General features: G+C 60.5%; 13 protein-coding genes. 7 read left to right on the top strand and 6 right to left on the bottom strand.

Annotated features, from left to right (window positions below; translation table 11 throughout):
• Positions 1-2: 2 nt before the first annotated feature.
• A complete protein-coding gene (gene odc2 / locus FHT85_RS22240) occupies positions 3-1,136 on the bottom strand; it encodes an ornithine/lysine decarboxylase (protein WP_112410040.1) in 1,134 nt (377 codons plus the stop codon).
• A 528-nt stretch (positions 1,137-1,664) separates the two neighbouring features.
• On the opposite strand from odc2, the gene FHT85_RS22235 reads away from it, so the two are divergent.
• The 3 genes from FHT85_RS22235 to FHT85_RS22225 all read left to right on the top strand — a co-directional run bounded on the left by FHT85_RS22235 (position 1,665) and on the right by FHT85_RS22225 (position 4,414).
• The gene (locus FHT85_RS22235) at positions 1,665-2,558 is read left to right on the top strand and encodes a LysR family transcriptional regulator (RefSeq protein WP_112410041.1); all 894 of its coding nucleotides are present in this window, start codon (positions 1,665-1,667) and stop codon (positions 2,556-2,558) included.
• Positions 2,559-2,648: 90 nt separating this feature from the next.
• Entirely contained in the window at positions 2,649-3,308 is a 660-nt protein-coding gene (locus FHT85_RS22230; RefSeq protein WP_183774334.1) for a DUF1007 family protein, read from the top strand.
• The gene (locus FHT85_RS22225; RefSeq protein WP_112410042.1) at positions 3,302-4,414 is read left to right on the top strand and encodes a nickel/cobalt transporter; all 1,113 of its coding nucleotides are present in this window, start codon (positions 3,302-3,304) and stop codon (positions 4,412-4,414) included. The genes FHT85_RS22230 and FHT85_RS22225 overlap by 7 nt, the downstream gene beginning before the upstream one ends.
• A 43-nt stretch (positions 4,415-4,457) precedes the next feature.
• Here FHT85_RS22225 and FHT85_RS22220 read toward each other — a convergent pair whose 3' ends face one another.
• The 3 genes from FHT85_RS22220 to FHT85_RS22210 form a co-directional block, all read right to left on the bottom strand.
• Positions 4,458-4,673, bottom strand: a complete 216-nt coding sequence (locus FHT85_RS22220) for a hypothetical protein (RefSeq protein WP_183774331.1) — start codon at positions 4,671-4,673, stop codon at positions 4,458-4,460.
• Positions 4,674-4,754: 81 nt separating this feature from the next.
• Positions 4,755-5,468 (bottom strand): tellurite resistance TerB family protein, encoded by a 714-nt coding sequence (locus FHT85_RS22215; RefSeq protein WP_112335180.1) that lies wholly within the window; start codon positions 5,466-5,468, stop codon positions 4,755-4,757.
• A 133-nt stretch (positions 5,469-5,601) separates the two neighbouring features.
• On the bottom strand, positions 5,602-6,240 hold the full coding sequence (locus tag FHT85_RS22210) for a 2-dehydro-3-deoxy-phosphogluconate aldolase (RefSeq protein WP_069613321.1): 639 nt from the start codon (positions 6,238-6,240) through the stop codon (positions 5,602-5,604).
• A gap of 160 nt (positions 6,241-6,400) precedes the next feature.
• Between FHT85_RS22210 and FHT85_RS22205 the strand changes: the two genes are divergently transcribed.
• Both FHT85_RS22205 and FHT85_RS22200 read left to right on the top strand, forming a co-directional pair.
• The gene (locus FHT85_RS22205) at positions 6,401-6,886 is read left to right on the top strand and encodes a CYTH domain-containing protein (RefSeq protein WP_112335181.1); all 486 of its coding nucleotides are present in this window, start codon (positions 6,401-6,403) and stop codon (positions 6,884-6,886) included.
• Entirely contained in the window at positions 6,864-7,775 is a 912-nt protein-coding gene (locus FHT85_RS22200; RefSeq protein ID WP_112335182.1) for a CHAD domain-containing protein, read from the top strand. The genes FHT85_RS22205 and FHT85_RS22200 overlap by 23 nt, the downstream gene beginning before the upstream one ends.
• 53 nt (positions 7,776-7,828) lie before the next feature.
• Here FHT85_RS22200 and FHT85_RS22195 read toward each other — a convergent pair whose 3' ends face one another.
• Positions 7,829-9,343: an FAD-dependent oxidoreductase gene (locus tag FHT85_RS22195; protein WP_112410044.1), complete on the bottom strand. Its 1,515-nt coding sequence runs from the start codon at positions 9,341-9,343 to the stop codon at positions 7,829-7,831.
• 49 nt (positions 9,344-9,392) lie between these two features.
• On the opposite strand from FHT85_RS22195, the gene FHT85_RS22190 reads away from it, so the two are divergent.
• Complete coding sequence (locus FHT85_RS22190) at positions 9,393-9,878, top strand: MarR family winged helix-turn-helix transcriptional regulator (RefSeq protein ID WP_112335184.1); 486 nt, start codon at positions 9,393-9,395, stop codon at positions 9,876-9,878.
• 132 nt (positions 9,879-10,010) lie between these two features.
• Entirely contained in the window at positions 10,011-10,943 is a 933-nt protein-coding gene (locus tag FHT85_RS22185; protein ID WP_405047989.1) for a rhodanese-related sulfurtransferase, read from the top strand.
• A 67-nt stretch (positions 10,944-11,010) separates the two neighbouring features.
• On the opposite strand, the gene FHT85_RS22180 is transcribed toward FHT85_RS22185, so the two are convergent.
• Complete coding sequence (locus FHT85_RS22180; RefSeq protein WP_112410045.1) at positions 11,011-13,221, bottom strand: putative bifunctional diguanylate cyclase/phosphodiesterase; 2,211 nt, start codon at positions 13,219-13,221, stop codon at positions 11,011-11,013.
• Positions 13,222-13,270 lie beyond the last annotated feature (49 nt).

The raw sequence follows: 13,270 nt of genomic DNA, 5'->3' as shown, positions 1-13,270 counted from the left end.
CCTCAGATGATATAGGCCTTCAGCGGATCGAAACCGTTGAATGCCACAGCCGAGTAGGTCGTGGTGTAGGCGCCGGTGCCTTCGATCAGGACCTCGTCGCCGATGGTGAGCGACACCGGCAGCGGATAGAGGTTCTTCTCGTAGAGCACGTCGGCCGAATCGCAGGTCGGGCCGGCGATGACGCAAGGCTCCATTTCGTCGCTATCGCGCGTCGTACGGATCGGATAGCGGATCGCCTCATCCATGGTTTCAGCCAGACCGCCGAACTTGCCGATGTCGAGGAAGACCCAGCGAGCGGCGTCGTTGTCCGACTTCTTGGAAATCAGGACGACTTCAGCCTTGATCACGCCGGCATTGCCGACCATGCCGCGACCCGGCTCGATGATCGTGTGCGGGATCTGGTTGCCGAAATGGGCGCGCAGAGACGCAAAGATCGCCTTGCCATAGGCTTCGGCGGAGGGAACGTCGCGCAGGTACTTGGTCGGGAAACCGCCGCCCATATTGACCATCTGCAGGTGGATGCCCTGCTTGGCGAGCGAGACGAAAACGCGCTTGGCATCGGCGAGAGCATCGTCCCAGGCATCAACCTTGGTCATCTGCGAGCCGACGTGGAAAGACACGCCGTAGGATTCCAGACCCAGCTGATGGGCATAGACGAGAACGTCGACGGCCATCTGCGGAACGCAGCCGAACTTGCGTGACAGCGGCCACTCGGCGCCTTCGCCATCCGTCAGCACGCGGCAGAACACGCGGGCGCCGGGGGCGGCACGGGAAATCTTTTCGACTTCCTCATGGCTGTCGACGGCGAAGAGGTTGATACCGAGTGCATGCGCACGGGCGATATCGCGCTCCTTCTTGATGGTGTTACCAAAAGAAATGCGGGCCGCAGTCGCGCCGGCATCGAGCGCCATTTCGATTTCAGCGACGGACGCGCAATCGAAGTTGGAGCCGAGGCTTGCGAGCAGGCGCAGCACTTCCGGAGCCGGATTGGCCTTGACGGCGTAGTAGATGGCGCTGTCCGGCATGGCATGGCGGAAGGCGTGAAAATTGTCGCGGACGACATCGAGATCGACCACCAGGCAAGGACCGTCCGGACGTCGGGTAGCGAGGAAATCGCGAATACGTTGCGTGGTCATGTCAATTCCCTTTCAATTCCAAAGGCTCCGGGGAAAACCCAGAGGACAAAGGGCGACGCTCACTCGCTCAGGAACCAGCCGGTGGAGACCCCGGTACCGTGCAAATGCGCGAAGCGCGGATGATGAACGAGTGCCGCAAGCGGCGCTAATTCGCTTTGTCTGCCATGGATTGGAGGGAGTATCCCAACCGCACTTCCGGCAATGAAGGTGTGCCTCTTCAGTATCCCCGGCTGATGGAAAGCCGGGAGAGAACAAAAAGGCCCGCACCGTCGTTGCTTCAGATGTCCTCGCATTTTTCGGTTGGCCGAAATAGCGACTGGAGGGGTTAGTTCCAGGTACCTTACCGATTTTCTCACCACATCGAGGATCGGCGGACACCCACGGGCACGTGCGACTTTGGGCTGATCGGGAAATAGGAATATTCGCCGTAATAATCAAGAAAATTTTTCAGCCATGCCCGAAAAAAATAATTGAACAAATCAAAGCATTTTGTTCAACATCCGGAAACAGTTAGCGGGAGGCTTCAGCATGGACACTTTGACCCGGATTCGCGCCTTTATCGACGTGGTCGAAGCCGAGGGATTTTCGGCGGCTGCGCGCAAGACCGGCCGCTCCAAGGCACTGCTGTCGAAATATGTCCGCGAACTGGAAGACGAGCTGGGCGCGCTGCTCTTGAATCGCACCACGCGTCAGTTCTCCATGACAGAGGCCGGTCATACCTATTATCGCACCGCCTCCGATATCCTGAAGGAGATCGACAATCTCGCCGATCTCGTGCGCGAGAACAATCAGCAGCTCAAAGGTCGGCTGCGCGTTTCCGTGCCGCGCACCTTCGTCGACGCCGATGTCGGACAGTCGCTGATCGACTTCGCCAAGGAGAATCCCGATCTCTCGCTGGAAATCGCCGCCGACGACCGTTTCGTCGACCTCATCGAGGAAGGCTTCGATGTCGCCGTCCGCATCACCAAGCTCGAAGACTCCGGCATGATCGCCCGCAAGATTTCCGATTTCCGCGTCCATCTCTGCGCGACGCAAGAGTTCCTCGACCGCTATCCGACGCTGGAACATCCGACTGACCTTACGCGCATTCCCTTCATCATCGACACCAACACCCGCTCGCAGGGCAACATCCGCTTCGTCGATGCCGACAGCACGACCTTCAACGTCGCCATCAACGGCACGCTCGAGGTCAATAGCCCGCATGCGACGCTGCGTGCAGCACTCGCCGATCTCGGCGTTGCTATTGTCCCGGATTTCATCGGCCGCAAGGCGATCGAAAGCGGACAGTTGCTGACGCTGTTCAACGACTACCTGCCGACGGATCGCGGCATCTATGCCGTCTATCCGCATCGCCGCTACCTACCCGCCAAGGTGCGCATCTTTGTGGATTACCTGCACAACTGGTTCCGCAAGAACGGCTGAACGGCCGAGGTTGGTTGGCCGGTCCCAATTCCGTCTCATTTCCTGACCAGAAAACGAAGTGAATCAATGCTCGCGAAATCTATCGGACGCATGAGAAAATCCACGACCGCCTACGCTGTTGCCCTGACCGGCGGCCTGTTGCTCGTGCCGGCCACAGCATCGGCGCATCCACATATTTTCGTGGAAGCCCGCCTGGAAGTGCTGGCCGGCGCGGATGGCAATGTGCAGGAACTGCGCAATGTCTGGCGTTTCGACGAAGTGTTCTCCTCCTCCGTCCTCATGGATTTCGACAAGAACACAAACCTCAAGCTCGATCCCGACGAGCTGAAAGAGGTTGGCAAGACGGTGCGCGAGTCTCTGGCGGACTACGATTATTATGCGAACCTGACGCTCAATGGCAAAGCAATCAAGGTGAACAAGCCCGATGTCATCAATGTCGACTTCCGCGACGGCCAGCTCCTGATGTTCTTCGCCGTCAAGCCGGCCGAGCCGATGCCGCTCGCCAAGGGCAACACGCTGAGCTTCGGCATCTACGACCCGACGCTCTATACCTCGGTCGATTTCCCGAGCGACAATGAATTGGTGACGGAGGGCGACGCCTTCAAAAGCTGCACGCATAAGGTCGTCCGGCCCAATCCGGATGAAGTCATTGCCGAGAACAAGTCCACCTTGACGGATGCCTTCTTCAACGATCCGACGGGAACGACCATGTCGAAACTCTTTGCAACGCGGATAGATGTGCAATGCTGATTTCGCGACCAGGAAAGCTCGTTCCGGCTGTAATGCTCGCGCTTCTCGCGGCAGCCAGCTTCGCCCATGCCGCCGGCTCGCCACTTGGCATCGGCACGGCCGAGCCGAGCTTCCAGCCGATGGGCGGGCCGCTTGCGCCGATCTTCCTCTATGTGAACTACGAGCAGCAGGCTTTCTACCGTGCGCTCACCAAGTCCATCGAAGCCATGCGCCAGGACCCATGGCAGCTCTGGACGCTGATCGGCCTCTCCTTCGCCTATGGCATCTTCCATGCCGCCGGCCCCGGCCACGGCAAGGCGGTGATTTCTTCCTACATGGTCGCCAACGAGATCGAGCTGAAGCGCGGCATCGGCATCTCCTTCGTCTCCGCCCTCATCCAGGGCCTCGTCGCCGTCCTTGTCGTTGGCGCCGCCTATTTTGTCCTGCGCGGTTCAGGCATCACCATGACGATGGCGACCAATGCCATGGAGATCACCAGCTTTGTCATGGTCATCCTGTTCGGCAGCTGGCTTTTGTTCCGCAAGCTGCGGGCGATGATGCAGAGCCGGGCGCAGCATCAGGAAATGCAGCTTGCGACATCGGCGGGTCCAATCAGCCTCTCGCTGTTCGAGGGAGCCGCAACGGGCACGGATTCGGCAAGAGGTTTTGCGCGCAGCAGCGCCGCGATACGCGCTGGCGGCGGCTATCAATGCTATGATCCCGCCCATACGACCGGCGACGGCGCTTACTGCGAGACCTGCGGCCACGCCCATCTTCCCGATCCGAAGATGTTGTCGAACGAAAAGTTCAGTGCCCGCGAGGCCTGGTCCGCGATCGCCGCCGTCGGACTGCGCCCGTGCTCCGGCGCGCTGCTGGTCATGACCTTTTCGATGCTGAACGGGCTCTATCTCGGCGGTCTGCTATCGGTCCTCGCCATGTCCATCGGCACGGCGCTCACCGTCTCGCTGCTTGCCATCATCGCCGTCTTCGCGAAAGGCACCGCCGTCCGCTTCACCGGCAAGGGCTCGAGACTTTCGGTTTTGGTCGGCAACGGCATCGAGATTCTGGGCGCACTGCTCGTCATCTGCACGGGCATCATTCTACTCGGGGCCTCGCTGCAGAACTGAGCGATTTTCCGAAAGAATTCAGAAGAGAGCCTTGCCTCGGAGCTTACGGCCCATTGCGCCGCTGATAGCGCGCTCGCATCCAGAACACGAAGAAGAAGGCCAGGATGACCAGCACGCCAAAACCAGTGCCGAGCCATGGCGAGATCGAGCCGAGCCAGACGATGACATTCGGCATCAGGTAAAGCACGGCTGTTGCGACCAACAGAATAACGCCGGCTGCAATTGCCGCCGAGCGGGTTTCGCTTTTCTTGTCCGTCAATGTAGCCATCCTTGACGCCCTGACATGAGTTCCGGCGAAGGCTTAGGCCAGCTGCCAATCAAAGGCAACCGGCCCTATCAATCACAGCTGAACTTTGGCGCCCGCAACCGTCGCTTCGATATGATCGACCAGCGCATCGGCTAGGCCGAGCCTTCCAGCCAGCAGATCGAGATAACCGCGCTCGGCCCGTGAATCCGGCTCGATCGCCAGTCGCGACGCGGTATAGACCTGCACGCGCTGTTCTTCGGTCTTCGCCGAAGCGACGATGGCATCGAGATCGACGGGATTGGCGAGCTCGCGCTGGAAGAAAGCTTCCGCCTCGGCCCCGACGCCGGCCTCCTGAACCTTGCCGAGAATACGCTGACGTTCGGTATCATCGATATGTCCATCGGCGCGGGCAGCCGCGATCATGGCGCGCACCAGGGAAAGCGTAAAATCATTGCTGGCAACCGCCGGCGATGTGCTGAAACCTGAATCTGTCGGCGGCGGCAGAAATTGCGGCTCGGCCTGAGGCGTGGATTGCGGCGCCGGCTGAGGCTGGTTGCCATCGCGATAATTCTTGTAGGCCTGATAGCCGAGGCCTGCGATGGCAGCGAGGCCACCGAGCGCCAGCGCATTGCCGGCGACCTGACGCCCGGTCTTCGTGCCGAGCAGCACACCGGCAATCGCGCTCGTCGCCATGGGATTGTCCCTGGCGAGATTGATGGCCTGGGTTGCCCTGTCTTTCACCGTTCCTTGCATTCCTGGAACCTGTGATCCCAGGAATTGGTCAAGAAGCTTGCGGGCGTCGATCATATGGATGGTCCTCCGTCCTTGTGATGGTGAAGGGGAGATAGGAAGCGCAACCGCAAATACCAATCCACATCATGCAAAAAGGCACGCGGAAAGCTCCACGCGCCTTTCAAATCGAATTCGACAGGCTCCCGTCTCAGCCTTTGAGTGCTGCTGCCTCTGCGGCGAGCTTGGTGATCCCGGCCCAATCGCCTGACGCAACGAGTTCCTTCGGCGCAACCCAGGAGCCGCCGACGCAGATGACGTTCGGCAGTGACAGGTAGTCGTGAGCGTTCTTCAGCGAGATGCCGCCGGTCGGGCAGAAGACCGTGCCAGCGAGCGGCGACGACAGAGCCTTGAGATAGGAAGCACCGCCGGCCTGCTCGGCCGGGAAGAACTTGAGCACCGTATAGCCCTCTTCGCGCAGCGCCATGACTTCGCTTGCGGTAGCGGCACCCGGCAGCAGCGGCACATGCGAGCCGCGCGCAGCATCGAGCAGCTCTTGCGTCGTGCCGGGGCTGACGATGAACTTGGAACCGGCTTCGACGGCCGCGTCCCATTGTTTGACATTGAGGATCGTGCCGGCGCCGACTTCGGCACCCTCGACTTCTTCGGCAACAGCACGGATCGCATCGAGCGCGCCGGCGGTGCGAAGCGTGATCTCGATGGCCTTCAGGCCTCCGGCGACGAGCGCCCGGGCGAGCGGCACGGCCGATTTCGCATCATCGACGATCAGCACAGGAACGACGGGCTGCAGTTTCAGAATGGAAAGAAGCTTCTCGGTTTTCTCGCCCATGGTCGGTGCGCTCCTTTTAAAACGATTGAAATCCGGCTTTCGAATAGCCTTCCCGAAGGTGCTTGTCGAGACAAAAGCTCGCTTTAAATACGACGGGTAGGAAATCCCGGCAACTTGCTATAGGCTGTTCCAGTCTGTGCCAGTGGAGCATGTCAAACGCATGGCAAAAGAGATCGAGCGAAAGTTTCTGGTGCGCGGCGATCATTGGCGTGATTCCGTTTCGGAGCGGCTGATCCTGCGACAGGGATATATTGCCTCCATGGCGGACCGTTCCGTGCGCATACGGCTGACGAACGACACCAAGGCAACCTTGACGATCAAGATCGGCAAGGCAATGACCAGGGACGAATTCGAATATGAGATCCCCGTCGACGATGCGGAGGAGTTGCTGGAAACGGCGATCGGCCTCGTCATCGAGAAAACCCGCCACAAGGTGCAGTTCAAGGGCTTTACCTGGGAAGTGGATGTCTTCCGCGGCGCCCATCGCGGCCTCGTCATTGCCGAAGTGGAAATGGACGACGAAAGCGACAATCCGGAACTGCCGGACTGGATCGGACGTGAGGTGACAGGCGAATACCGCTATTCCAACCAGGCCCTCGCGACGCAGTTCGAGCAGGAGTACGATGAGCTATCGCATACGGCCTGACCGAGCCCTTGATGACGAGGTGCACAAGGCAGCCGCGCATCAACTCGGCAAGGCAATGGCCGTACTGACGGACAGACCGCAGGGCCTGCACGAAGCTGTTCACGCCGCCCGCAAGAATATCAAGCGCGTGCGGGCGCTCTACCGGTTGATAGCTCCGGTCGCGCGCGAATTTCAGCAGCGGGAAAATGACCGGCTTCGGAATGTAGCGCTCACACTTTCCGGGGTGCGCGACGCAACCGCGTTGATCGAGATCAGCCATTATCTGCAGGCAACCGCTGCATCGGCGGAGGAACTGCATGCGCTGGCTCGCGTGAGCGATCTACTGACCGCGAGACGCGACCGTATGGCGGAAGCCGAAACAGATCTCGAAGACAAGGCACGAGCAGCAGTCGCCACATGTGCGGAGGCACGTGAGGCGTTGAAGGAAATATCCTTCAACTGCGGCCGCCGCGACACGGCCCGTCTCTTTCAAAAAAGTTGGCGCAAGAACGTCCGCAAGGCGATAGAGGCGCTGTCCGACTGCCATGCCGAAGCGGCGCACGTCGAGAGCTTTCATGATCTGCGCAAACGCAGCCAGGACTACTGGATGCATCACATGCTGCTGCGCGATGTCTGGCCGGCCGCCATGCATGCCAAGCAGCTGGAGGCCAAGGCCTTGGTCGACGTGCTCGGCCGCTATCTCGACATGTCGATATTGGCCGATGTCGCGGACCGCGAGCCGCATCTCTTCGAAAGAAACGACGATCACGCCCGCCTGCTGGAAGCGATCATTTCCCGGCAGCAGACCGCGCGCGAGGAGGCGCTGGACCGAGCCCGCTGGGTCTTCGCCGACAAGCCGGGGAACGAGGCGCGGACTATCAAGCACCTTTGGCTGGAGGCGGCGGACTGACCGGGCCACGCGCCCGGCTCAGGCAGTTCAATCGGCATAACCCGGCCGTTGCGTTAGGCACGCCACGCATCCGCCGAACCAAGCCCCACTTGCGCGAAATAGCCTTCCAGCATCGCAATGTCGTCGGCCGCAGCGATCGCGCCAATATATCCGTCCGGCCGCACAAGCACCCATTCGCCGCAGGATAGCGCGTAGATGTCGCGAAGATGGCCCTCGGCGTCGACCATGTCGCCTGACGAGCCGAAAGTATGAATATGCAGGCCCGCGCGCGGCGGCACCGATCCCCGCTGCACCCCGTAGCCGAGCAATGTCCAATGCGCGCCTTGGAATAGATCGAACAGCCGTTTCGGCTGGCCGGCAACGCCGCGGATCGGCGCATCCGGGGCTCGGTCGCCGGCGGACAGGCGACCGCTGCGCCCCAGCGTTTCGAGCGCGAGCGAGGACGAAGGATAACCTATATCGAGCTGACGCACCTCGCGACCGCGCCGCATCTTGCCCTGTTTCTGGTCATCGAGAAGCCTTGTCGACAGACCGAGCATCGCTGCCGCGATGGGCTGACGCTCCTCCTCATAGCTGTCGAGCAGCTTATCGTCGGCTCCATTGGCGGCCGCAGCCAGCTTCCATCCAAGATTATAGGCATCCTGCACGCTGGTATTGAGACCCTGGCCGCCGGTCGGTGGATGAATATGGGCGGCATCACCGATGAGAAACACGCGACCGACACGGTATCGATCGGCCAGACGCGCATTCATGTTGTAGGCCGACGACCACGACACGGATTGTATATGGATATCGTCGCGCCGGGTGCGCTCCGCCACCATGGCTTCGAGCCCTTCGGCAGAGAGGTCGATATCACCGTCAAGAGGGATCGGCCCCTGTATCTGGAACATCTCGGTCCCGGCGAGCGGGCAGAACATGATCTGCCGCGACATGTCGCCGTCGTTGAAGCGATGCCAGGCATCGCGCGTGAGACCGGTCAAAATGACATCGGCCACGATCGCACGGACGCCGAGGGTCTTGCCCGGAAAGTCGATATCGACGGCATGGCGAACGAAACTGCGGCCGCCATCGGCGCCGACGAGCCAGCGCACGCGGAGAGTTTCCTCTCCAGCCTTGCCCGAGAGACGCGCCGTCACGCCTCTCGGGTCCTGCTCGAAACCAACCAGTTCGCAGCCGAATTGCGGCCTATGGCCAAGCTCAAGCAACCTCTCGCGCATCACCTTTTCGGTTAGGAATTGCGGTATCATCAGCGGCAGATGATAAGGTTCTGCTGGTGTGGGGTCCTCATGCTCGGTGATGTCGGACTCGGTAAAACTGCCGTCGTCGCGATATCGCCGCTCGGGTGGATAGAGGCCGCCGGCCGCGACGACCCGGTCGAGAATGCCGAGATCCTCGAAGATTTCCTGGGTTCGCGGCTGAATACCCTTGCCGCGCGAACCACGGAAAGGCCCTTCCATCTTTTCGATCAGGCGGAAGGAAATTCCCCTCCTTGCCAAATCGATGGCCAGCGCTAGGCCGGCCGCACCCGCACCGCAAATCAGCACATCGGCTGCAAATTGCTCTGTCATTTCTATCTCCATATGTGTAATATGCACATATTAAAAGAAGGGCGATGCGGTGTCAACAAAAAGCTTGCAAAATACACATATCAGCAGTCAGCTACGCGAACTCCATAGCGCGCTGGTCGAAATCGTTGGCGTCATGAACCGGCCACAGCGCGATGAGGCGATGATCAAGGAGGCGGGCATCTCTCTCGACCGCGCACTGTTTTCCCTGTTGGTTTTGGTGGAACGGCTCGGCCCCATCGGCGTCGTCGAACTGGCCGATCGCGTCGGGCGCGACTACACCACCGTCAGCCGCCAGGTTGCGAAGATGGAGGGGCTTGGGCTTATCAGCCGACGGGAGAACGCGATCGATCGCCGCCTTCGCGAGGCCGTCATCACCGAACAGGGAAAGATGATGACCGATCGCATCGATGAGGCGCGCGAGAGGATCGCCCGGTCCATTTTCGCCAAATGGGATGACCAGGATATCGAGGACCTTGTGCGGCTCATGCGCAGGTTTGCAGACGACATCAAGGATGATGCGCCAGTTGCACGATAAGCTCATCTTGAAATGCCTTCCTTTGACGTCGTATGTGACACCGATCGTGCAGAATGGCGAGGGCGCGGAGCTGCGGCGCGAATCCCGATTGCTTGAAAGCTCACAAAATTGTATTTCACCGGCATGACCGACATGCTTCCAGATCCACGGCGCGACGCGACCGGCGCATTCCTCGTTGCCGCGCTTTATCATTTCGTTTCCTTTCAGCGCTTCGAAAGCCTGCGCGAGCCGCTGCTTGCGCTCTGTGAGGAAAAGGGCGTCAAGGGCACGCTGCTGCTGGCACATGAAGGAATCAACGGCACGATTGCCGGCACGGATGCCGCCATCGGCGCCGTGCTCGCCTTCCTGCGCGCCCAGCCGGAATTTGCCGGCCTTGAACACAAGGAAAGCCGAGCGTCGAAAATGCCGTTCGTGCGCATGAAGGTGAAGCTGAAGAAAGAGATCGTCACCATGGGCGTCGAGGATATCGACCCCACCAGGGTCGTCGGCACCTATGTCGCGCCGAAGGACTGGAACGCGCTGATCTCCGACCCCGACACCATTGTCATCGATACGCGCAACGATTACGAGACCGCCATCGGCGTCTTCAAGGGCGCGGTCGACCCGAAGACCAAGACCTTCCGCGAGTTTCCGGAATGGGTGCGCGACAATACCGGCCTACACAACAAGCCGAAGATCGCCATGTACTGCACCGGCGGCATCCGCTGCGAGAAGGCAACCGCCTTCATGAAGCAGCAGGGCTTCGACGAGGTCTATCACCTCAAGGGCGGCATCCTGAAATATCTCGAGGAAGTGCCGGCAGAAGAGAGCCTATGGGAAGGCGCCTGCTTCGTCTTCGACGAGCGTGTCTCCGTCGAACATGGCCTGAAGGAGGGCAATCACAAGCTCTGCCACGCCTGCCGCAATCCCATCACGGCTGAGGAAGTGACCTCCCCCTTTTACGAGGCCGGCGTCTCCTGCAGCCATTGCTATCATGAGCGCAGCGAAGAGGATCGCGAGCGTTACCGCGAAAGGCAGCGCCAGATCGCGCTCGCTCGCAAGCGCGGCCACGAGCATATCGGCTAAAGCATTTTCGGAGGAACTGTGCTGCGGCCTTCCCTTCCCTGGGGAATGCGCCAGGGCTCCACGCGTATCAGGCAGCGGCGTGTTCTTCGTCCGGCGCGGTTGCCATCTGTACCGCAAGCCGCCTGCTGATCTCGGCTTCCGGCATCGGCTTGCCGTAGAAATAGCCCTGCAGCTCGTCGCAACCGAAGCCCGCAAGCGCCGTTCCCTGTTCCTCGGTCTCTATACCCTCGGCCGTGACGGGAATATCGAGCGATCGGGCCAGTGCCACGGTCGCCTTCACCATCTCGCGGGCGCGGTTGTCTTCCAGCACATTCATCGTCAGCGAGCGATCGATCTTGATGCGGTTGAACCCGAACTGACGCAGATAGCCGATGGAGGAGAAACCCGATCCGAAGTCGTCGAGCGCCACCTTGACGCCGAGCCTCTTCAACCGCTCGATCGATTGACGGGTACGCTCCGGATTTTGAATGATATAGCCTTCGGTGATTTCCAGCGTCACACGCTCGGCTTCGATTTCAGTAATGTTAAGCACGCTGCGGACATAATCGGCAAAGGCGGGATTGCGGAACTGGCCCGGCGAAACGTTGACGGCGACACGCAGATCCGGCCAGTGTCTTGCCGCCTCGCAGGCCTTGCGCAGGACGAGCAGGCCCAACGCCTCGATCAGGCCGCTGGTTTCGGCAATCGGAATGAAGGCCTCTGGCGAAATCGGCCCGTGGCCGGGACGGTTCCACCGCACCAGCGCCTCGACGCCGATCATCTCGCAGCTCGATGCATCGACCAGCGGCTGATAGGCGAGCGTCAGTTCCTCCAACTCGATCGCGTGACGCAGATCGAGCTCCAGCGCGTTGCGTTCCTCGCGATGGGCATCCATGGCGGTGTCGTAGCAGGTCATGCGAGCACGACCGGCTTCCTTGGCCTTGTACATGGCAAGATCGGCACGCCGCACCAGTTCCTCACGGTCGATACGGCCTTCGGGCGAGCTTGCGATGCCGATGCTGGCACCGACAACGACCACCCGGCGGCCGATCTCCAGAGGTTCGGCAAGGAAATCCAGGATCTGCTCCGCAAGGCGCAAGGCGGGAGCATCATTAAGCTCCTTCGTCGGGAAGGCGATGGCGAACTCATCGCCACCAAGGCGCGCCAAGGCTGCCTGCGGCGGCACGAGCACCTTGAGCCCGGCGGCTACCGCGCGGATCAGCTGGTCGCCGGTGCCATGCCCATAGGCGTCGTTGATTTCCTTGAAACCATCGAGATCGAGGTAGAGAAGCAGGACATTGGTGCCATCGGAGCGCGCCCGCTCGACCAGGCGATCCACATCGAGCCGCAATCCCTCGCGGTTGAGGAGCCCGCTCAGCCGATCGCGAAGAGAAACCTGGCGCGCCTGAACCTCTTCCGCCCGCAGCCGGCGCCCCGCCATCAATCCCAGGATCAAAAGCACGATGAAGAACAGACCCACCAGACCGAGCGCTCCGAGAACCAGCGGGCGGACCTGCTGATAGCTCATGTCCCCCGGCTGGCGCGAACTCCACACCAGCCGCCCCAGCGACTTGCCGAGCGGATCGACGATGGAGACGGCATAGCGGGCCACGGTTTCCGGCGGCACCAGCCTCAAGCCGCTGATGACATAGGTATTCGAGAGCATCTTGATCCGGTCGGCATCGAGGTAGCGGACGAGGATCAGATAGCGCCGATGCCCTTCTGGCACCGGAATGCGACCGGATCTTTCGCGGATCGTCGCGGCACCGGCCGCCGCGATACCATCCCTGGTCATGATATAGCTCGAGGCTTCCGGCACCCCGGTCACACGTGTCGCGCGCGCCTGATCGACGAGCGCCCAGACCGCGGTGCCAAGGACCTCCTCTATGTTGCCAGTCAATGGTTCACCGTCATGATAAGCAACGATCGGCTTGTTGTTGTCGTCGACGATAACGGCAGTATCGAACAGGGCACCATTGGAGGAAATGTCGCCGTAATTGCCGGCGATCCAGCCTTGATTGTCCGTTCCGTAAATGCTTCGCACCGCGTCATTGCGGGCGGAATGGTCGTGCAGCGTCGCTTCCAGTTGTCCCTGAAAAGTCTTCAGTGCACCGACGGTCGTCTCCCAGGAGCGCTCGTCATCCAGCTTGTTGGAATAATCGGCGACGCGGCCGATCGCGGTAAGAACCATCAAGGTCACGACGGCAACGATCAATGCAAAGCAAACCAAAACGGCCGTCACGATGGAATGACGACCGATCTGTGTATTTTTGCGCAATGACCTGAAAGCTGCTCCCAACGCCTTTTCTCCTTGGCGAAGAAGTCTGCCGTCAGGTCTTCAATAAACG

The organism is Rhizobium sp. BK312 (genome assembly GCF_014193605.1).
Taxonomy (GTDB): Bacteria; Pseudomonadota; Alphaproteobacteria; order Rhizobiales; family Rhizobiaceae; genus Rhizobium.
The sequence above is the reverse complement of the archived record's forward strand: the minus strand, read 5'-3'. Positions and strand labels throughout refer to the sequence as shown.

Bases quoted from the DNA above. Each gene is read 5' to 3' on its own strand.
- FHT85_RS22235 (WP_112410041.1), top strand. From the start codon at position 1,665: ATGGACACTTTGACCCGGATTCGCGCCTTTATCGACGTGGTCGAAGCC.
- FHT85_RS22200 (WP_112335182.1), top strand. From the start codon at position 6,864: ATGAGCTATCGCATACGGCCTGACCGAGCCCTTGATGACGAGGTGCAC.
- odc2 (WP_112410040.1), bottom strand. From the start codon at position 1,136: ATGACCACGCAACGTATTCGCGATTTCCTCGCTACCCGACGTCCGGAC.
- FHT85_RS22205 (WP_112335181.1), top strand. From the start codon at position 6,401: ATGGCAAAAGAGATCGAGCGAAAGTTTCTGGTGCGCGGCGATCATTGG.
- FHT85_RS22210 (WP_069613321.1), bottom strand. From the start codon at position 6,240: ATGGGCGAGAAAACCGAGAAGCTTCTTTCCATTCTGAAACTGCAGCCC.
- FHT85_RS22215 (WP_112335180.1), bottom strand. From the start codon at position 5,468: ATGATCGACGCCCGCAAGCTTCTTGACCAATTCCTGGGATCACAGGTT.
- FHT85_RS22225 (WP_112410042.1), top strand. From the start codon at position 3,302: ATGCTGATTTCGCGACCAGGAAAGCTCGTTCCGGCTGTAATGCTCGCG.
- FHT85_RS22230 (WP_183774334.1), top strand. From the start codon at position 2,649: ATGAGAAAATCCACGACCGCCTACGCTGTTGCCCTGACCGGCGGCCTG.
- FHT85_RS22185 (WP_405047989.1), top strand. From the start codon at position 10,011: ATGCTTCCAGATCCACGGCGCGACGCGACCGGCGCATTCCTCGTTGCC.
- FHT85_RS22195 (WP_112410044.1), bottom strand. From the start codon at position 9,343: ATGACAGAGCAATTTGCAGCCGATGTGCTGATTTGCGGTGCGGGTGCG.